Source organism: Microbacterium sp. SA156, from assembly GCF_049065455.1.
Classification (GTDB): domain Bacteria; phylum Actinomycetota; class Actinomycetes; order Actinomycetales; family Microbacteriaceae; genus Microbacterium; species Microbacterium barkeri.
Genome location: NZ_JBAKGU010000007.1, coordinates 88,149 through 107,598, shown reverse-complemented (window position 1 = coordinate 107,598; position 19,450 = coordinate 88,149). Strand labels below are relative to the sequence as shown.

Sequence of the window (19,450 nt, the reverse complement as noted above, 5' to 3'; positions counted from 1 at the left end):
AGAATCGTCCGGTGACTCAGAAAGCGCGCCTCTACTCGGGAATGCAGCCGTCGGCCGATTCGCTCCAGATCGGCAACTACATCGGGGCTCTCCTGCAGTGGCGCGACATGCAGGACACGTACGACGCGTTCTTCTCGGTCGTCGACCTGCACGCGCTCACCCAGCCGAACGACCCGGCCGAGCTGCGCGAGAAGACCCGCCGCACGGCCGCGCAGTACATCGCGGCCGGCATCGAGCCGTCGCGGTCGACGCTGTACGTGCAGTCGCACGTGCGCGCGCACGCCGAGCTCGCCTGGATCCTCTCCACGATCACCGGCTTCGGCGAGGCCGGCCGCATGACGCAGTTCAAGGACAAGTCGCAGCGCTACGGCGCCGACGCGACGAGCGTGGGCCTCTTCACGTATCCCGTGCTCATGGCCGCCGACATCCTGCTCTACCAGACGCACGTCGTCCCGGTCGGCGACGACCAGAAGCAGCACGTCGAGCTCACGCGCGACCTCGCCGAGCGCTTCAACGCGCGCTACGGCGAGACGTTCCGCGTGCCGGAGCCGGTGATCCAGGCCGAGACGGCGCGCATCTACGACCTGCAGAACCCGTCGGCGAAGATGTCGAAGTCGGCGGAGTCGCACGCGGGCGTGCTGTGGCTGCTCGACGACGTCGACGTCACGGCCAAGAAGATCATGCGCGCCGTGACCGACAACGACGGCGTCGTCGCCTACGACCGCGAGGGCAAGCCGGGCGTCTCGAACCTCCTCACGATCTACGCGGCTCTCACCGGCCGTCAGATCCCCTCGATCGAGGACGAGTACGCCGGCCGCGGGTACGGCGACTTCAAGAAGGGCCTGCGCGACGTCGTCGTCGCCGAGTTCGAGCCGGTCCGCGCGCGGGCGCTCGAGCTGCTCGACGACCCCGCCGAGCTCGACCGCGTGCTCGCCGTCAACGCCGAGAAGGCCGCGGCCGTCGCCGACGAGACCCTGAGCACCGTGTACGACCGCGTCGGACTGCTGCGCCGTGCGTGACCCGCTGATGCTGCGGACCGCCCGCCTGACCCTCACGCCGCCGACCGAGGACGACGTCGAGGCCATCCACCTCGCCTGCCAGGACACCGAGGTGCAGCGGTGGACGAACGTGCCGTCCCCCTACACGCGGGAGGACGCCGAGCAGTTCGTCGCGCTCTGCGCCGAGCGGCGCAGCGCCGGCGAGGAGATCACCTGGGCGATCCACGACGCCGAGGGTCTCGTCGGGATGATCGGCCTGCACCGGATCGGGGACGGCTCGGCCGAGCTCGGCTACTGGATCTCCGCCGACGCGCGCGGGCGCGGCTACGGCGCCGAGGCCGGCTGCGCGGTCGTCGACTTCGCCCTCGGCCCCATGCGCCTCGAGCGGATCGAGTGGCACGCGGTCGCCGGGAACGAGCCGTCCGCCCGCCTGGCGCGCTCGCTCGGGTTCCGGTTCGAGGGCACGCGGCGCCGCGGCATCCGCGCCTCCGCCGAGCGCGAGGACGCGTGGATCGCGGGCCTCGTGGCGAGCGACGACCGCTCCCCCGTCGAATGGCCGGTGCTCGAGCCGAGGACCGCGTCGCTGTCGATCCGCCGGCGCCGTCGGCGGCCCATCCGCGTCTCCGGTCCGCGCACGGCGGCCTCGTCCGCTCTGCGCTGAGGGCTGCCGGGACACAGCGCAGGAGTACTCTCAGCCCGCGCCGCCGACGGCCGCGTGATCCCGCGTGCCGGCAGCCTCTGCGCGGACGGATCTCCTGCGTTCTGTCCCGCCGGTCCGCTCAGCGGCGAGCGCGCAGGAGCCCGCGGACCGCGGCGACGAGCACGTGCCGCTCCTCGAAGACCGTGATCGCCGTGACCCGGACGCACGCGTAGCCGCGCGCGGCGAGCGCGAGGTCGCGGCGGCGGTCCTCCAGCTGTGCCGCCCAGCTCTCGTGGAACGCCTTGCCGTCGCATTCGACGACGATCCATCCGTCGACGAGCAGGTCGACGCGGCCGACCCCGTCGATGCGCACCTGGAGGTCGATCGACCGGCCGAGCACGCGGAGCGCCAGGCGCGCGAGCGACTCGGCGCCGGATTCCGCCCGGCCGTCGATGAGCGGACGCAGCGCGGCGCAGCGCGCAGGGAGGAGCGCGAACAGCGCGTCGATCTGATCAGCGCGGATCACCCCGAGGTGGAGTGCACTGTCGATCGTGGCCACGGCGTCGCGCGGATGCTGGCAGCGCACGGCACGCGCGACCGATGCGACGGGGTCGGCGAGGAGGTCGTGGTCGGGCGCCGGGTCGTCCCGCCAGTGCACGACGACGCCGTGCACTGCCGCGAGGCGCTTCTCGCGATCCTCGGGCGATGCGAGTCGACCGCTGCGCGGATCCACCTGGATGTGCAGTCCTCCGCGCTCGCGCACGAAGACGCCCCGCTCCCGCATCGCCGAGACGCAGTCCAGTCGGCCGCCGACCCGCGCTGCCCGAAGGATGTCCTCCGACTCCCCGCGTTCGACGTACACGTCTCGCCGGACGCGCACGTACTCGCCCTCCGCGACCCTGCGCCAAATCGCCCGTCGGCTCATCCCCCGCGCGCGCAGCGCGGCGAAGGAGAACGACCTCGGCGACCTCCGCGCGTTCTTCCGCGCTTCGGCGGTGCTGCCTCCTGCCATGACGGCATCGTGCCCGCGGCGACAGCGGTGGGGAGACGCGAGAGTCGGACCTGTGGAGATCTTCACCCCAACACGCCGTCTGTGCACGACGCGTCGGCGCGGGGAGCGGGACACAACGCAGGAACTTCGCGCGCGCAGCCGCCGACGAGGCGAGGATTCTCGGGGGCCGCTGCTCGCCGCCCCGCAGAAACTCCTGCGCTCTGTCCCGGGCTACGGCCGCGCCCGGCCCGGGCCCCTACACGACGCGGTATTTGAAGCCGACGTGCGAGGCGACGAATCCGAGGCGCTCGTAGAAGCGGTGCGCCGCGACGCGCGCGGAGTCCGAGGTCAGCTGCACGAGTGCGCAGCCGAGCGCCGGCGCCGCGTCGTCGACAACCCACCGCATCATCGCCGAGCCGACGCCCGATGAGCGCAGGTCGGAGCGCACGCGAACGGCCTCGACGAGCAGCCGGGTCGCGCCGCGACGGGCCATTCCCGGGATGCGGGTGAGCTGGAGCGTCCCGATGAGGGCGCCATCGGCGGACTCCGCGACGAGCAGCGCGTTCGCGGGGTCGGCCTGGATGGCCGTGAGCGCGGCCGCGTAGGCGGGGCGGTCCTCCTCCGCGGCGACGTCGCCGCGCGCGGCGCTCACCTCGTCGTCCGCGAGCAGCGCCATGAGCGCGTCGAGATCCTCCTCGCGGGCCGCGCGCAGCGTCACCTCCCCCAGGCGGGACTCGAGGACGACGGGCAGCAGCGCGAGGTCGGCGATCACGGATCCAGTGTCGCATCGGCGTCGCCCTGTCCAGCCCGTGACGGATGTCTGTGCGCGGTGCGAGGATGGCGGCATGCCCGAGATGCCGGAGGTGGAGGGGCTCGCGCGCTATCTGCGCGAGCGCACGTCGGGGCGCACTGTCGTCAAGGCTCAGGTCGCCGCGATCGCGGCGCTCAAGACGTACGATCCTCCGATCGACGCGATCGTCGGCGCCCGCGTGCGCGACGCGCAGCGCCACGGCAAGTTCGTCGACCTCGAGCTCGAGGGCGGTCTCCACCTCGTCTTCCACCTCGCGAAGGCCGGATGGCTGCGCTGGCACGAGACGCTGCCGGCGACCGTGATCAAGCCGGGCCGCTCGCCGATCGCCCTGCGGATCGGGTTCGACGACGGCTCGGGCTTCGACCTCACCGAGGCCGGCACGAAGAAGTCGCTCGCGGTGTACGTCGTCCGCGCGATCGGCGACGTGCCCGGCATCGCGCGCCTCGGCCCCGATCCGCTGGGCGATGGCTTCGACCGCGACGCTCTCGCCGGGCTGCTGCGCGGGCGCCGCACGCAGATCAAGGGGCTCCTGCGCGATCAGTCCGTGATCGCGGGCATCGGGAACGCCTACTCCGACGAGATCCTGCATGCCGCGCGGATGTCGCCCTACGCGCTCGCGGCGAACCTCGACGACGCCGAGGTCGACCGTCTCTACGACGCGCTCCGCGCGACCCTCGCCGATGCCGTCGCGACGGCCTCGGGCAAGCCGCCGGCCGATCTCAAGGACGCGAAGCGGCGCGGGATGGCCGTGCACGCGCGATCGGGCGAGGCCTGCCCCGTCTGCGGAGACACCATCCGCAGCGTCTTCTTCGCCGACACCGACTTCCAGTACTGCCCGACGTGCCAGACGGGCGGCAAGGTCCTCGCCGACCGTCGGCTGTCGCGCCTGCTGAAATAGGGCGACGCATACGCCGCCGGGAATAACGGCGCACGGTCGCGGTTGATTATGCTGAGTGCACAGAACGTGCTCCGGGGTCGGTGAGAATCCGAACCGGCGGTGACAGTCCGCGAACCCCCGTCCTGATGGCGGGGGCCGATCCGGTGGGATTCCGGAACCGACGGTGATGCAGGCGCAGCCTGCGAGTCCGGATGAGAGGCAGCACGTGACGTCGCCCGTCGAGGGCGCCGTTCGCGAACCCCGGGGTGCCTGCAGGAGGTTCGGATGGCGTTCAGCGACGCGGAGCAGCGGGCGATGGCCCGCGCGCTCGAGCTCGCGCGCCGCGGGCCGCGCAGCCGGAACCCGCAGGTCGGCGCGGTCATCCTCTCCCCCGCCGGCGATGTGATCGCCGAGGGCTGGCACCATGGGGCCGGGACCGCGCATGCCGAGGTCGACGCGCTCTCGCACCTCGCCCCGGGCGCGGCCCGCGGCGCGACGGCGGTCGTGACGCTCGAGCCGTGCAACCACACCGGCCGCACGGGCCCCTGCTCGGAGGCCCTCATCGCCGCGGGCGTCGCGCGCGTCGTGTACGCACTGGACGACCCGGGCGATGTCGAGAGCGGAGGCGGCGATCGCCTCCGCGCCGCGGGCGTGAGCGTCGAGAGCGGCCTCATGGCGCCCGAGGCCCATGCGCTTCTCGACTCGTGGCTGACGGCGCGACGACTCGGCCGCCCCCACGTCACGATCAAGTGGGCCCAGAGCCTCGACGGCCGCGCGGCCGCGGCCGACGGCACGAGCCAGTGGATCACGGGAGCCGAGGCGCGAGCGGATGTCCATGTCCGGCGGGCGCAGGCCGATGCGATCGTCGTCGGGTCGGGCACCCTGCTCGCCGACGACCCTGCTCTCACGGCCCGCGACGGCGACGCCCTGCACCCCGCGCAGCCCGTCCCCGTCGTGATCGGCACCGCCGACATCCCCGACGGAGCGGCCATCCGCCGCCATCCGCATGAGGCGATCCACTACCGCACGCGCGATCTGCGCGCCGTTCTCGACGACCTCCACGAGCGCGGGCTCCACCGCGTGTTCGTCGAGGGCGGGCCGACGCTCGCGAGCGCGTTCCTCGCTGCGGGACTCGCCGACCGCGTCCTCGTCTATCTCGCGCCGACCCTCCTCGGCGGTCCGCGGCTCGCGCTCGGCGAGATCGGCGTCCCCACCATCTCCCGGCAGCGGCGCCTCGCCGTCGAGCAGGTCGACACTCTCGGCTCCGACCTCCTCGTCGTGGCCCGCCCGGCCCCCGAAGCCCCCGAAGGAGGCAGCTGACATGTTCACCGGCATCATCGAGGAGATCGGCCGCATCACGGCGATCGAGCCCTCCGGCGACGGCGTGCGCCTCACGCTCCACGCCCCGCGCGTGATCGAGGACGTGCACCACGGCGACTCGATCGCGGTGAGCGGCGTGTGCCTCACGGTCGTGGACTGGACGGACGAGGGCTTCACGGCAGACGTCATGAAGCAGACGCTCGACATGTCGACGCTCGACGCGGCGCGGACGGGCACCCCCGTCAACCTCGAGCGGGCGACGGCCTCGGGCGGCCGGCTCGGCGGCCACATCGTGCAGGGGCACATCGACGGCACGGGAACCGTCGTCGACGTCCGGCCCGGCGAGCAGTGGCGCGTCGTGCGCATCGCGCTCCCCGCCGAGCTCGCGCCCCTCGTCGTCGACAAGGGCTCGATCGCGGTCGACGGCGTCTCGCTCACCGTGAGCGCCGTCAGCCCCGCCCACGAGCCGACGCCGTGGTTCGAGGTGTCGCTCATCCCCGAGACGCTCGAGGCGACGACCCTCGGCGAGCGCCGCATCGGCGACGCCGTCAACCTCGAGACCGACATCCTCGCGCGCCACGTGCAGCGGCTGCTGTCCTTCGGCGCGCAGCAGGCGACCCCCGCGCCCGTCCGCGCGGCCGTCGCGACCGCCCAGCGCGAGGCCGGGACGGGTCACGAGTCGTCGTTCGCGACGTACGACGTTCCGCCCGCCGACTTCGTCATCCTCCGCTCCACCCCGGAAGGAGGCTCGCGATGAGCCTTGCCAGCCAGCTGTCGACCATCCCTGAGGCGCTCGAGGCGCTCCGGGCGGGCCGCCCCGTCCTCGTGGCCGACGACGAGAACCGCGAGAACGAGGGCGACGTCATCCTCTCGGCGCAGCTCGCGACACCCGAGTGGATCGCCTGGACCGTGCGGTACTCCTCGGGCTTCCTGTGCGCCCCCATGCCCCAGGACTGGGCCGACCGCCTCGACCTCGCGCCCATGGTGGCCGTGAACGAGGACGCGCGGTCGACCGCGTACACGGTGAGCGTCGACGCGGCCGAGGGCGTCACCACGGGCATCAGCGCGCACGATCGCGCCCGCACGGTCAACGTTCTCGCCGACCCCGAGTCGACGCCGACGAGCATCATCCGCCCCGGCCACATCCTGCCCCTGCGCGCCGTGCCCGGCGGCGTCCGCGAGCGCTCGGGCCACACCGAGGCCGCGGTCGACCTCATGCGCCTCGCGGGCCTCGCACCCGTCGGCGTGATCGGCGAGGTCGTGGCGGAGGACGGCGACATGATGCGCCTCCCCGGTCTCATCGAGCTCGGACAGCGCGAGGGGCTCCCTGTCGTCACGATCGAGCAGCTCATCGCCTACCTCGAGGAGAACGACCCGTCGGCGGAGCCCGTCACGCCGTTCCGCCGCCAGGTGAGCCTGCGCGCGGACTCCACCGTCCCGACCTCGCACGGCGTCTTCCGCTTCCTCGCGTACAAGGACCGGATCACGGGCACCGATCACCTCGCGGTCGTCAAGGGCGACCTCACCGACGACGCGCCGCTCGTGCGCGTGCACTCGGAGTGCCTCACGGGCGAGGCGTTCGGCTCGCTCAAGTGCGAGTGCGGCCCGCAGCTCGACGCCGCGCTCGACGCGATCGAGCAGGACGGCGGCGTGGTCATCTACATGCGCGGGCACGAGGGTCGCGGCATCGGCCTCATCAACAAGCTGCGCGCCTACGCGCTGCAGGAGCGCGGCCTCGACACCGTCGACGCCAACACGGCGCTCGGACTCCCCGCCGACGCGCGCGACTACGCGGCGGCCGCGGGCATCCTCGCCGATCTCGGCGTCGAGCGCATCCGCCTCCTCACGAACAACACCGACAAGGTCAGCCAGCTGCGCGCCCTCGGGCTCGAGGTCGTCGAGCAGGTGCCGCTGATCGTCGGCGTCGGACCCAACAACCACCAGTACCTCGAGACGAAGCGCGACCGGATGGGTCACGTGATCGGCGAGGAGGCGCTCGCCGCGGCGGTCGCCCAGATGCACGAAGGAGCAGAGAAGTGAGCGGCAAGGGAGCACCCGAGAAGGGCGGCATCGCGGCGGAGGGCCTGCGCGTGACGATCGTCGCGGGCACGTGGCACGACGAGATCACCGACGGGCTCATCGCAGGGGCGCAGCGCACCCTCGACGCGGCGGGCGCCGAGTCGACGCTCGTGCGCGTGGCGGGCTCGTTCGAGCTCCCGGTCGTCGCGAAGGCGGCGCTCGAGGCGGGCGCGGACGCGGTCGTCGCCCTCGGCGTCATCATCCGCGGGGGAACGCCCCACTTCGACTTCGTCTCGAACGCCGCGACGGATGGCCTCACGCGCGTCGCGCTCGACACCGGCAAGCCGGTCGGCTTCGGCGTGCTCACCCTGGACGATGAGCAGCAGGGCCTCGACCGCGCGGGCCTGCCTGGCTCGAAGGAGGACAAGGGCGCAGAGGCGGCCGACGCGGCGCTGCGCACGGCGCTCACGCTGCGCGCGCTCCGCGGCTGAGGGCGACCTTCCTTCTACATATCGTAGAAAACCCGTAGGGTGTGCTCATGGAGATCCTGCGCAGCATCGTCATCGTCATCCACCTCGTCGGCTTCGCGACGCTCTTCGGCTCGTGGCTCGTCGAGGTCGCGAACCGGCGGACGCACGTCACGCGGCTCATGCACTGGGGGCTCGCGATCGCCGGTCTCGCGGGTCTCGCTCTGGCCGCCCCGTGGGGCGTGGACGGCGACCTGAACTACGCCAAGATCGGCGTCAAGCTCGTCGTGCTCCTCGTGATCGGCGCGCTCCTCGGCATCCTCTCCGCACGGCAGAAGCGCGGCGCGCAGACGCCGCCCGCGCTGTTCTGGATGGTCGGCATCCTCACGCTCGCGAACGCGACGATCGCGGTCATCTGGTGACCGCACCCGAGCCCTCGGGCCGCTGAGCATTCCGCCCACCGGCTCCGGCATGCACGACGGCCCCTCTGCGCACCTTTCGCGCGAGGGGCCGTCGCGGTCTCCGTATTGCTGAGGGCGCGTAGACTTGACGATCGCGTCCGCGCGTCGAGACGGCCATCCAGCCGGCGACGACGCCGACGCCGTCTCCCCGGCGAGCGCCCTCCGCGCCGCCGTCTTCCCTCCGGACAGGCATCTCCATGACATCCACCGCAGCACAGAGCCCCGACGCCCCCGCCGCCGCCACGCCCGCGAACACGCGCGGCCGCGTCATCACCGCGAGCCTCGTCGGCACGACGATCGAGTTCTACGACTTCTACGCCTACGCGACGGCGGCCGTCCTCGTCTTCCCTGCTCTCTTCTTCCCGACGGGCAACGAGACCACGGCGCTGCTCGCGTCGTTCGCGACCTTCGGCGCCGCGATGCTCGCGCGCCCGGTCGGGGCGATCGTCTTCGGCCACTTCGGCGACCGGTTCGGACGCAAGGCGACCCTCGTCGCATCGCTGCTCACGATGGGCATCGCGACCTTCCTCATCGGCCTGCTGCCGACGTACCAGCTCATCGGCGCGTGGGCAGCGCTCCTCCTGCTCATCCTGCGGCTCGCGCAGGGCTTCGCGCTGGGCGGCGAGTGGTCGGGCGCCGCGCTCGTGGCGACCGAGAACGCGCCCGCCGGCAAGCGCGCCCTCTACGGGACGTTCCCCCAGCTCGGCGCGCCGATCGGCTTCATCATCGCGAACACCCTCTTCCTCGTGATCAACTTCGCCCTGCCCGGCGAGGGTGGCCTCGCATCGGAGGCGTTCCTCGCGTGGGGCTGGCGCATCCCGTTCCTCTTCTCCGCCGTCATGGTGATCATCGGCCTCTGGGTCCGCCTCAAGCTCGTCGAGTCGGACTCGTTCACGAAGGCGGAGAAGACCGGCGCGATCCAGAAGTTCCCGCTCGGCGCGACCGTCCGCACGCACTGGCGCCCGCTCATCCTGGGCACCTTCTACATGCTCGCGACGTACGTGCTCTTCTACCTCATGACGAGCTTCACGCTCGCGTACGGCACCCGCCCGGCGACCGCCCCCGAGGGCGTCGACCCCGCGACCTTCGTGCCTGGGCTCGGGTTCACGTACGTCGACTTCGTGCTCATGCAGATCATCGGCGTCGTGTTCTTCGGCCTCTGCACACTGCTCTCGGGACCGCTCGCCGACTCGGTCGGACGCCGCCGCCTCCTCATCTGGGTCACGACCGCGATCATCGTGTTCGGCCTGCTCTTCGTCGTCTTCCTCCTGCCGCAGGGCCAGGAGAAGTTCACAGGTGCGCTCGTGCAGGCGTTCCTCATCTTCGGATTCCTCCTCATGGGCATGACGTTCGGGCCCATGGGCGCGCTGCTTCCCGAGCTGTTCCCGACCAACGTGCGGTACACCGGCTCGGCCGTGTCGTACAACGTCGCGTCGATCCTCGGCGCCGCCGTGGCGCCCTCGATCGCGCTGGGTCTGTGGGCCCTCGGCGGCGGCAACCCCTGGCTCGTCGGCGTGTACCTCGCCGCGGCCGGCGTGCTCACGCTCGTCGCGCTCCTCATCGGCAAGGAGACGAAGGACGTCGACCTCGACGACGACGCGGCGGTCGCAGCGGCCTCGCGACGCTGAGCCGATGCGCGGGGCGGTTGCCTAGGCTGGCTGAGGTGCGCTCGGCGATCCCCCGCGCACCTCGGAAGGAGACCCCGTGAGCCAGACCGCCCCGCGCGCACGCCGCTCGCTCTTCGCGCGACCGCGTGCAGAGGAAGGACCGCGCGCGTCGTTCCGGCAGCTGCTGCCCTTCCTCCTGGAGCACCGCGGCGTGCTCGTCGTCGTCGCGGTGCTGAGCATCGTCGAGGCGGTCGCGACGCTCGTCCAGCCGCTCCTCATCGGGCAGGTGATCGACCGCGTCCAGGCCAGCTCGCCGCTCGGGTGGCTGCTGTGGGCGCTCGTCCTCCTCGTCCTCGCCTCGAGCGCCGTGGGCGCGTACCAGCACTACCTCCTGCAGCGCACGGGCACCGCGGTCGTCCACTCGAGCCGCCGCCGCCTCATCGCGCGCATCCTCCACCTCCCGGTGAGCGAGTTCGACGCGCGGCGCACCGGCGACCTCGTCTCGCGCGTCGGCACCGACACGACGCTGCTCTACGCCGTCCTCACCCAGGGCCTCGCCGACAGCGTGGGCAACGCCCTCCTGTTCGTCGGCGCCCTCGTGGCGATGCTCTTCATCGACCCCGTGCTGCTGCTGACGATCGTCGGCGTCATCGGCGTCTCCGGTGCGGCCGTCGGGCTCCTGTCCGGTCGCATCCGCGCCGCATCGGCCGCGCAGCAGGAGCGCGTGGGCGAGCTCTCGAGCGGCGTCGAGCGCGTGATCGGATCCATCCGCACCATCCGCGCGGCGGGAGCGACCGACCGCGAGCAGGAGTCGGTCGGCGCGATGGCGACCGCCGCGTACCACGCCGGCATCCGCGTCGCGAAGGCGTCTGCGCTCGTCGTCCCGGTCGCGGGCATCGCGATGCAGGTCTCGCTGCTCGTCGTGCTCGGCGTCGGCGGCATGCGCGTCGCATCGGGAGCGCTCACGATCGCGAGCCTCGTCACGTTCGTGATGTTCCTCTTCCTCCTCATCATGCCCCTCGCCTCGGCGTTCGGGGCCATCGCGAGCGTCGGCCAGGCGCTCGGCGCGCTCGGGCGCATCCAGGAGGTCCTCGACCTCCCCACCGAGGACGCCGACGACCGCGTCCGCGCCGACGCCGCGCCGGCGACCCCGCGCGGCGGCAGGACGGACGCGCGAGAGCAGGACCCCTCCGCGGGAATCCTCCTGCAGCGGGCGGATTCTCCTGCAGCGGATGGCACGGGCGCGACGGCAGCGGATGGCACGGGCGCGACGGCAGCGGATGGCGCGGCGCCGGCGATCGCCTTCCGCGACGTGCGCTTCGCCTACCCCGCGGCCGCGGTCGCGGCACGCGAGGAGGCGGCGCGCGAGGCGCAGCGGGCGATCGAGCGCGCGCACCTCGAGGCGGGGCCGCTCGACGAGGAGGCGGCGCAGGCGCCGAGCGAGGCCGACCGCGAGGTGCTCCGCGGCGTCTCCTTCGAGGTGCCACACGGCGCGCGCGTGGCCCTCGTCGGCCCGTCCGGCGCGGGCAAGTCGACCATCCTCTCGCTCATCGAGCGCTTCTACGACCCGACGGGCGGCGCGGTCCTCCTCGACGGCGTCGACATCCGCGACCTGGCCCGCGCCGAGCTGCGGTCGCATTTCGGATACGTCGAGCAGGACGCGCCGACGCTCGCCGGCACTCTCGCCGACAACCTCCGCCTCGCCTCGCCCGACGCGAGCGACGCCGACTGCGACCGCGTGCTGCGCGCCGTGAACCTCGGCGAGATCGTCGACCGCAGCCCTCTCGGGATCGACACCCCGGTGGGCGAGGACGGCGTCATGCTGTCCGGAGGCGAGCGCCAGCGGCTCGCGATCGCCCGCGCGCTGCTCGCGGCTCCGCCCATCCTGCTCCTCGACGAGTCGACGTCGTCCCTCGACGGCGTCAACGAGCAGAGGATGCGCGAGGCGATCGACGCGGTCGCCGAGGGGCGCACGCTCATCGTGATCGCGCACCGCCTCTCGACCGTCGTCGACAGCGACCGCATCGTCGTGCTCGATCGCGGCCGGGTGATCGGCCAGGGCACGCACTCGGAGCTCGTCGCGAGCGTGCCGCTCTACCGCGATCTCGCGAAGCACCAGCTGCTCGTGTGAATCGCCTTCCCCGATGTCGGCGGCCACGGGCAGGATGGGCGGCATGGATCTCCCCGCCCTGCGGCGAGCGCGCCTGCGCCACCACCGGCTCGTCGCTCCCGCGCGCACACCCGTCGACGCCGCCCGCCATCTGACCGCCACCCAGTCCCAGGACTTCTGGGGCGGCCGGCTGGCTCTCGCCGCACGGACGCGCGGCGCAGGGGTGTCGGCCGTCGACCGCGCCTACGACCGCGGCGCACTCGTGCGCGCGTGGACCCAGCGCGGCACGCTGCACACCGTCGCGGCCGAGGACCTCGGCTGGATGCTGTCGGTCACCGCCACGCGGATGCTGCAGGCCGACGCGAAGCGGCTGCGCGACCTGGGCATCGCCGACGACGACATCGCGCGCGCCGAGACGCTCGCCGTGGGCGCCCTGCGCGGCGGCGGCCGCCTGACCCGCGCGGAGATCGCCGCGGTCTGGGAGTCGGGCGGCATCTCGACGGCCGGTCAGCGCGGCTACCACCTCATCGTCACGCTCGCGCTCCACCGCGTCCTCGTCTGGGGCCCCGTCCTCCATCGCGACGGTGTCGAGCCGCGCGAGCAGCACCTCGTCCTCGCCGAGGAGTGGATCCGCGAGTCCGCATCGCCCGCCGACCCGCTCGCCGAGTTCTTCGCGCGCTACATCGCGGGGCACGGACCGGCCACGGCGCGCGACTTCGCCTGGTGGGCCGGGCTCCCGCTCACCACGGCACGCGCGGCCGCTGCCGCCGCGGCGGATCGGGTGAGGGTCGTCGGGGACGCCGACGAGCCGCTCTACGCGTCTCCCGCGCCGCCGCGCACCGCTCCCGACGCCGCGCGGACGTTCGCCCTGCCGACGTTCGAGGAGTTCTACATCGCCTACGCCGACCGCACCGTGACCGCATCCCCCGAGGCGCTCGCGGCCGCAGGTCCCGGCGCCAACGGCATGGTGCGGCCCCTCATCGTGCACGACGGCGAGATCGTCGGCGTGTGGAAGCCGCCCGCGATGGCGCAGCGGGCAACGGGCGACGCGCAGATCGAGCTCTTCGCCGACGCTCCGATCGACGCATCCGACGCGCGCACCGCGGTCGACCGGGCCATGGCCATCCTGCGCGCGTGAGCCGAGCATGAAGCGGCCCGCCCCGGATCGGAAGGGGGCGGGCCGCTGGGGTGCGTCACCCGGCGTGCGGTCCGGGTGGACGCGGCGGAAGGCCGTCTGTGCGGATCAGGCCTTCGCGGACTCGAGACGCTCGCGAAGAGCCGCGAGCTGCGCCCGCAGCGCGGTCGGGACGCGGTCGCCGAACGTGTCGTAGAACTCCTCGGTGAGCGCCGCCTCGGCGAGCCACGACGTCGGGTCGACCTCGAAGAGCTCCTCGAGGTCGGCTGCGGGCACATCGATGCCGTCGAGGTCGAGGTCGGCGACGACCGGCAGCAGGCCGATGGCGGACGGCACGGCCTCGACCTCGCCCTGCAGGCGACGGATGATCCAGTCGATCACGCGCGAGTTCTCGCCGAACCCGGGCCAGAGGAAGCGGCCGTCGGCGCCCTTGCGGAACCAGTTGACCTGGAAGATCCGCGGGAGCTGCTCGGCCTTGCCGCCCATCTCGAGCCAGTGCCCGAAGTAGTCGGCCATGTTGTACCCGCAGAACGGCATCATCGCGAACGGGTCGCGACGCAGCTCGCCCACGGTGCCCTCGGCCGCCGCGGTGCGCTCCGACGAGATCGTCGACCCGAGGAAGACGCCGTGCTCCCAGTCGAACGCCTCGACGACGAGCGGGACGTTCGTCGCGCGACGGCCCCCGAAGAGGATGGCATCGAGCGGCACCGCCTCCTCCCAGTCGTCCGCGATCGACGGCGCCTGATCGGCGGCCACGGTGAAGCGCGAGTTCGGGTGGGCGGCCGGGCGGCCCGCGTCGGGAGTCCAGTCCTGACCCTGCCAGTCGATGAGGTGCGCGGGCGTGTCGTCCGTGAGGCCCTCCCACCAGACGTCGCCGTCGTCGGTCAGCGCGACGTTCGTGAAGAGCACGTTGCCCCACAGCGTCTCGACCGCGGTGACGTTCGTCGACGCGCCCGTGCCGGGTGCGACCCCGAAGAACCCGGCCTCGGGGTTGATCGCGTGGAACCGGCCGTCGGCGCCGGGGCGGATCCACGTGATGTCGTCGCCGAGGGTCTCGACCTTCCATCCGGGGATGGTGGGGCGCAGCATCGCGAGGTTCGTCTTGCCGCAGGCCGACGGGAACGCCGCGGCCACGTGGTACGCGCGGCCGGCGGGGTCGATGACGCGGATGAGCAGCATGTGCTCGGCCATCCAGCCCTGGTCGCGCCCGAGCACCGAGGCGATCCGGAGCGCGAAGCACTTCTTCGCGAGGATGGCGTTGCCGCCGTAGCCCGAGCCGAACGACCAGACCTCGAGCGTGTCGGGGAAGTGCACGATGTACTTCTCGTCGTTGCACGGCCACGCGACGTCGGCCTCGCCCGGCTCGAGCGGGGCTCCGACGGTGTGCACCGTGCGCACCCAGTCGGCGCCCTCGGCGATGAGGCGCGTGACGTCGTCGCCGACGCGGGTCATGATCTCGATCGACGCGACCGCGTACGGGCTGTCAGTGACCTGCACGCCGATCTGCGAGATCGGACCGCCGACCTTGCCCATCGAGAACGGCACGACGAACATCGTGCGGCCGCGCATCGAGCCGCGGAACAGCGGGTTCAGGGTCTCGCGCATCTGCGCGGGGTCGGCCCAGTTGTTCGTGGGGCCAGCGTCCTCCTCGCGCTCCGAGCAGATGTACGTGCGCGACTCGAGGCGCGCGACGTCGCCGGGGTGCGATCGCGCGAGGAACGAGTTCGGGCGCTTCTCGGCGTCGAGCGGGATGAGCGTGCCGGAGGCCACCATGTCGGCGATGAGCGCGGCGTTCTCCTCCGCGGAGCCCGAGACCCAGTGGATGCGATCGGGCTGGGTGAGACGGGCGATCTCGTCGACCCACGCGGCGAGCTCGCGCATGCCGGCGCCGTCGTAGGCGGGCCGTGCGCCGAAGCCGGCGAGGGCGTCCGTCGTGTGAGGGGCGAGGGGTTCGGCGATTGCCATCAGAGCTCCTTGTGGGTGAGACGTGGTCGCCATGCCAGGTTCTCTCGGTTCTGCCGCTCTTTTCGGCCATCCGAAGTCGAAAGAATGATGGATCTTTAGCTATCATCAAGGAATGCCTGCGATGAGCGATCAGAAGACCGGCCTCGAGCTCAAGACCCTCGGCCACCGCATCCGCCATCACCGCGTGCAGCGGGGGCTGACGCTCGATGAGCTCGGCGCGCTCGTCGGGGTCGCCGGAAGCCAGCTGAGCCTCATCGAGAACGGCAAGCGCGAGCCGAAGCTGTCACTGCTGCAGGCCATCGCCGACGCCGTGGACACGAACGTCACCGACCTCATCTCAGGAGAGCCGCCGAACCGCAGGGCCGCCCTCGAGATCGAGCTCGAGCGGGCGCAGTCGAGCCAGGTGTTCCGCCAGCTCGGCATCCCGCCGATCAAGGTGACCAAGGGTCTCAGCGACGAGACCATCGAGTCGATCATCGGCCTGCACCGCGAGCTGCAGCGCCGTGAGAACGAGGCGATCGCCACTCCGGAGGAGGCGCGGCGCGCCAACACCGAGCTGCGCCTGCGGCAGCGCGCGGCCAACAACTACCTGCCCGAGATCGAGGAGCTCGCCGAGCGCCAGCTGCGCGCGGCCGGCCACACCTCGGGCGCCCTCAAGCACCGCACGGTGAGCATCATGGCCGAGCAGCTCGGCTTCGAGCTCATCTACGTGAACGACCTGCCCTCGTCGACGCGCTCGATCACCGACCTCGAGAACGGCCGCATCTACCTGCCCCCGGCGTCGATCCCCGGCGGCCACGGTCTCCGCTCGATGGCTCTGCAGGCCATGGCTCACCGGCTGCTCGGGCACGAGCGGCCCACCGACTACGCCGACTTCCTCCAGCAGCGGCTCGAGATCAACTACTACGCCGCGTGCTGCCTCATCCCGCAGACCGCCGCGGTGGCGTTCCTCGAGCAGGCGCGCAAGGACCGCAATCTCGCCGTCGAGGACTTTCGCGACGCGTTCGGCGTGACGCACGAGGCGGCGGGCATGCGGATGACGAACCTGCTCACGACCCACTTCGGCATGCGGCTGCACTTCCTCAGGGTGGGGAGCCAGGGCCAGGTGGAGCGCGTGTACGAGAACGACGGCCTGCCGCTGCCCGAGGATGTGACCGGCGCGATCGAGGGCCAGATCGTGTGCCGCAAGTTCGCGGCGCGCAACGCCTTCGAGCAGCAGAACCGCACGACCGAGCACTACCAGTACACCGACACCCCGGCCGGCACGTTCTGGTGCGCGACGCAGACGGGCTCGCGCAGCTCGGGCGAGTTCTCGATCACGGTCGGCGTCCCGTTCGACGACGCGAAGTGGTGGCGCGGTCGCGAGACGCAGGTGCGGGCGTCGTCGAGCTGCCCCGACGAGTCCTGCTGCCGGCGGCCGCCGAGCGTCGCGGAGTCGCCGTGGCGCGGCAAGGCGTGGCCGAGCGCGCGCGTCCACACGCACATCTTCTCGCCGCTGCCCCGCGGCGCCTTCCCGGGCGTCGACGACCTCGAGGTCTACGAGTTCCTCGACCGCCACAGCGAGCACTGACCTCCCCCCGCCCCCCTTCTGCATGTCTCACTCGCCGTGGTTTCGGCGGCCCCATTCACACGCCGGGTGAGACATGCAGAACCTGGACGGGGTCATCCCGGAGGAGGACCCTGGGATGACCCGGGTTCATCCCCCAGCGGGATGTGCGCGACGCCCCGCCGGGCGGAAGCTGGAGCAGTACCAGCCGCCGACCCGAGGAGCCGTCATGCCGGCCACCGCCATCCCCTCGCCCTCGCAGCCCCCGAGCGCACCGCGCCGCACGGGGCTCGTCGACCCCGCGTACAGCGCCCTGCGCATCGCCGCGGGCTCGCTCGTCTTCCTCGGCACGGAGTCGACCGTGTCGGTGAGCACGCTGCGCCTCGCGGGCGAGCCATCCGCCTCGTAGCCGGCGAGCGGCCTGCGTGGCAGGCTGAGGCCATGAAAGCGTGGTTCATCCGGCTCGTCTGCCTCTACCTCTTCGACGTGCTCGTGCTCGCGGTCGTCGGATGGCTCGTCCCGTTCGTCTCCGTCGGCTGGGCCGCGTGGTGGGCGGCTCTCGTGCTCGCGCTCGCGACGATCTGGCTCAAGCCGCTCCTCGCACGGATCTTCCGCGGCGCCGCGTCCTCGCTCGCGCGGAGGGCGCGCATCGGCGAGAAGCTCGTCCAGTACCTCGCGACGTTCCTCGTGCAGCTGGTCATCTGGATGCTCGTGGTCGCCCTGTCGGACGTCGACGTGCGCGGCTGGTTCTGGGGCTACGTCCTCCCGCCGCTCTATCTGCTCGTCGCATGGGTCGTGTACGACCTCATCGACGACCGCGTCGAGCGCCGGGCGACGCGGATGCTCGACGACGCCCGGGCGCGCATCAAGCGCCGCGGATGATCCTCACTCCCCCGTCAGACGGGCCTTGAGGTCCTTGCGGAGGATCTTGCCCGATGCGGACTTCGGGATCGCGTCGACGAACTCGACCCGGCGCAGCTTCTTGTAGGGCGCGACCTGGCCGTTGAGCTCGGCGAGCACGGCGTCGGCGTCGGGCTCGCCCTGCGGGACGACGAAGGCCACGGGCGCCTCGTCGCCGTCCTCGAGCGGCTCCCCCACGACCGCCGCATCCGCGACGCGGTCGCTCGCGAGCAGGAGCGCCTCGAGCTCCGCGGGCGCCACCTGGTAGCCCTTGTGCTTGATGAGCTCCTTGAGCCGATCGACGATGAACACGGCCCCGCTCGCGTCGTATGCGGCGATGTCGCCCGTGCGCAGCCATCCGTCCTCGGTGAGGCATTCGGCCGTCGCCTGCGGGTTGTCGAGGTACCCGAGCATCACCTGCGGCCCGCGCACCCACAGCTCGCCGGAGCGCGAGCGCCCCTCCTCCGGCACCTCGATCACCGCGTGCGTCTCGATGTCGACGATCTGCGCCTCGGTGCCCGGCACGGCGGGCCCGATCGACGAGAGCGGGACGCCGTCGCTCGCGCCGCGGACCATGGCGTGCGAGACGGGGCTGAGCTCGGTCATGCCGTAGCCCTGCAGCACCTCGACGCCGAGACGGTCGGCGACCGCGCGGCCGAGTCGCTCGTCGAGGGGCGCGGCTCCCGAGAAGACCGTGCGCAGGGCGCTCAGGTCGTACTGGTCGACGAGCGGGTGCTTCGCGAGGGCGACCGCGATCGGCGGGGCGATGAACGCGTAGGAGACGCGGTGGTCCTGCAGGACGCGCAGGAACTCCTCGAGATCGAACCTCGGCATCGTGACGAGCGTCGCACGCGCGCGCAGCGCGAGGTTCAGGAGCACGGTCATCCCGTAGATGTGGAAGAACGGGAGCACCGCGAGCAGGCGCTCCTGCGGCGACACGTGCAGTCGCGCGACGCACTGCTGCACGTTCGCGACGAGGTTGCGGTGCGAGAGCATGACCCCCTTGGGCAGGCCCGTCGTGCCCGACGAGAACGGGATCACGGCGACCTGGCTCCGCGCCTCCGGGGTCACGTCGGGGGCGGGATGGCCCTCGGCCAGCAGGTCGCGGAGGGTCGGGAACGCGTCCCACCCGTCGAGGACGACGATGCGCTCGGCGGGGATGCCCGTCGCCTGCGCCGCGGGCACCGAGCCGGGCGCGAGCGGCGAGACGGTCACGTGCGCGACGGCCCTGGCCATCCGCAGCTGCTTTTCGATCTCGCCCGGCGTGAAGAGCGCGTTGACCGTGGTCGCCGTCGCGCCGGCGCGAAGGATGCCGTGGAAGGCGATCGCGAAGGCCGGGGTGTTGACCGCGTGCAGCGAGACCACGTCCCCGGGGCCGATGCCGCGCGCGGCGAGCGCGCCCGCGAAGGCGTCGATCGCGTCGACGAGCGCTCCGTAGGTCAGGGTGTCGCCGGTCCGGCCGTCGATGAAGGCGACGAGGTCGCGCTCGTCGTCGCGGAGATCCGCGAACAGGAGGTCGTAGACGGGTGCGTCGGGAATGGTGAGCTCGGGCTCCGGAGCGTGCATGATGGCCTCTCGTCCCCTTCAGGGCCGCCCCTCCGAC

Annotated in this window: 18 protein-coding genes and 1 riboswitch; of the genes, 14 read left to right on the top strand and 4 right to left on the bottom strand. The window is 72.3% G+C overall.

The window, feature by feature from the left end:
• Nucleotides 1-11 precede the first annotated feature (11 nt).
• Together trpS and ACOWU6_RS08650 are read left to right on the top strand one after the other, a co-directional pair.
• Nucleotides 12-1,019 (top strand): tryptophan--tRNA ligase, encoded by a 1,008-nt coding sequence (gene trpS, locus ACOWU6_RS08655; protein WP_271173599.1) that lies wholly within the window; start codon nt 12-14, stop codon nt 1,017-1,019.
• A 7-nt stretch (nt 1,020-1,026) separates the two neighbouring features.
• On the top strand, nt 1,027-1,659 hold the full coding sequence (locus ACOWU6_RS08650; RefSeq protein ID WP_421075441.1) for a GNAT family N-acetyltransferase: 633 nt from the start codon (nt 1,027-1,029) through the stop codon (nt 1,657-1,659).
• Nucleotides 1,660-1,777: 118 nt separating this feature from the next.
• Here the strand turns inward: ACOWU6_RS08650 and ACOWU6_RS08645 are convergent, their stop codons facing one another.
• Both ACOWU6_RS08645 and ACOWU6_RS08640 read right to left on the bottom strand, forming a co-directional pair.
• Nucleotides 1,778-2,650, bottom strand: a complete 873-nt coding sequence (locus tag ACOWU6_RS08645) for a hypothetical protein (RefSeq protein WP_421075440.1) — start codon at nt 2,648-2,650, stop codon at nt 1,778-1,780.
• 235 nt (nt 2,651-2,885) lie between these two features.
• Entirely contained in the window at nt 2,886-3,401 is a 516-nt protein-coding gene (locus ACOWU6_RS08640; protein WP_271173601.1) for a GNAT family N-acetyltransferase, read from the bottom strand.
• Nucleotides 3,402-3,474: 73 nt separating this feature from the next.
• Between ACOWU6_RS08640 and ACOWU6_RS08635 the strand changes: the two genes are divergently transcribed.
• The 9 genes from ACOWU6_RS08635 to ACOWU6_RS08595 all read left to right on the top strand — a co-directional run bounded on the left by ACOWU6_RS08635 (nt 3,475) and on the right by ACOWU6_RS08595 (nt 13,439).
• Nucleotides 3,475-4,338: an Fpg/Nei family DNA glycosylase gene (locus ACOWU6_RS08635; protein WP_421075439.1), complete on the top strand. Its 864-nt coding sequence runs from the start codon at nt 3,475-3,477 to the stop codon at nt 4,336-4,338.
• A 62-nt stretch (nt 4,339-4,400) separates the two neighbouring features.
• A riboswitch (FMN riboswitch) is annotated at nt 4,401-4,547 on the top strand.
• A 55-nt stretch (nt 4,548-4,602) separates the two neighbouring features.
• The gene (gene ribD, locus ACOWU6_RS08630; protein WP_421075438.1) at nt 4,603-5,637 is read left to right on the top strand and encodes a bifunctional diaminohydroxyphosphoribosylaminopyrimidine deaminase/5-amino-6-(5-phosphoribosylamino)uracil reductase RibD; all 1,035 of its coding nucleotides are present in this window, start codon (nt 4,603-4,605) and stop codon (nt 5,635-5,637) included.
• A 1-nt stretch (nt 5,638) separates the two neighbouring features.
• Entirely contained in the window at nt 5,639-6,394 is a 756-nt protein-coding gene (locus ACOWU6_RS08625) for a riboflavin synthase (RefSeq protein WP_282979435.1), read from the top strand.
• A complete protein-coding gene (ribA, locus tag ACOWU6_RS08620) occupies nt 6,391-7,677 on the top strand; it encodes a GTP cyclohydrolase II (RefSeq protein ID WP_271173605.1) in 1,287 nt (428 codons plus the stop codon). The genes ACOWU6_RS08625 and ribA overlap by 4 nt, the downstream gene beginning before the upstream one ends.
• Nucleotides 7,674-8,147: a 6,7-dimethyl-8-ribityllumazine synthase gene (gene ribH / locus ACOWU6_RS08615; RefSeq protein WP_271173606.1), complete on the top strand. Its 474-nt coding sequence runs from the start codon at nt 7,674-7,676 to the stop codon at nt 8,145-8,147. Before ribA ends, ribH begins: the two co-directional genes overlap by 4 nt.
• A 47-nt stretch (nt 8,148-8,194) precedes the next feature.
• On the top strand, nt 8,195-8,545 hold the full coding sequence (locus ACOWU6_RS08610; protein WP_324014114.1) for a Fe-S protein: 351 nt from the start codon (nt 8,195-8,197) through the stop codon (nt 8,543-8,545).
• Nucleotides 8,546-8,781: 236 nt separating this feature from the next.
• On the top strand, nt 8,782-10,212 hold the full coding sequence (locus ACOWU6_RS08605; RefSeq protein WP_421075437.1) for an MFS transporter: 1,431 nt from the start codon (nt 8,782-8,784) through the stop codon (nt 10,210-10,212).
• Nucleotides 10,213-10,288: 76 nt separating this feature from the next.
• Nucleotides 10,289-12,322 carry an ABC transporter ATP-binding protein gene (locus tag ACOWU6_RS08600; RefSeq protein ID WP_421075436.1) on the top strand — a complete coding sequence of 678 codons (2,034 nt, stop codon included), beginning with the start codon at nt 10,289-10,291 and terminating at the stop codon, nt 12,320-12,322.
• A gap of 43 nt (nt 12,323-12,365) precedes the next feature.
• Nucleotides 12,366-13,439, top strand: a complete 1,074-nt coding sequence (locus ACOWU6_RS08595; protein ID WP_421075435.1) for a winged helix DNA-binding domain-containing protein — start codon at nt 12,366-12,368, stop codon at nt 13,437-13,439.
• 105 nt (nt 13,440-13,544) lie between these two features.
• On the opposite strand, the gene ACOWU6_RS08590 is transcribed toward ACOWU6_RS08595, so the two are convergent.
• On the bottom strand, nt 13,545-15,401 hold the full coding sequence (locus ACOWU6_RS08590; RefSeq protein WP_421075434.1) for a phosphoenolpyruvate carboxykinase (GTP): 1,857 nt from the start codon (nt 15,399-15,401) through the stop codon (nt 13,545-13,547).
• 121 nt (nt 15,402-15,522) lie between these two features.
• Between ACOWU6_RS08590 and ACOWU6_RS08585 the strand changes: the two genes are divergently transcribed.
• The 3 genes from ACOWU6_RS08585 (at nt 15,523) to ACOWU6_RS08575 (ending at nt 17,829) form a co-directional block, all read left to right on the top strand.
• Nucleotides 15,523-16,971, top strand: a complete 1,449-nt coding sequence (locus ACOWU6_RS08585) for an XRE family transcriptional regulator (RefSeq protein ID WP_374727743.1) — start codon at nt 15,523-15,525, stop codon at nt 16,969-16,971.
• A gap of 205 nt (nt 16,972-17,176) precedes the next feature.
• The gene (locus ACOWU6_RS08580) at nt 17,177-17,356 is read left to right on the top strand and encodes a hypothetical protein (protein ID WP_282979442.1); all 180 of its coding nucleotides are present in this window, start codon (nt 17,177-17,179) and stop codon (nt 17,354-17,356) included.
• Between the two features lie 32 nt (nt 17,357-17,388).
• Nucleotides 17,389-17,829, top strand: coding sequence for a hypothetical protein (locus tag ACOWU6_RS08575; protein WP_421075433.1), 441 nt, complete (start codon nt 17,389-17,391; stop codon nt 17,827-17,829).
• A gap of 3 nt (nt 17,830-17,832) precedes the next feature.
• Here ACOWU6_RS08575 and ACOWU6_RS08570 read toward each other — a convergent pair whose 3' ends face one another.
• Entirely contained in the window at nt 17,833-19,413 is a 1,581-nt protein-coding gene (locus ACOWU6_RS08570) for an AMP-binding protein (RefSeq protein WP_421075432.1), read from the bottom strand.
• Nucleotides 19,414-19,450 lie beyond the last annotated feature (37 nt).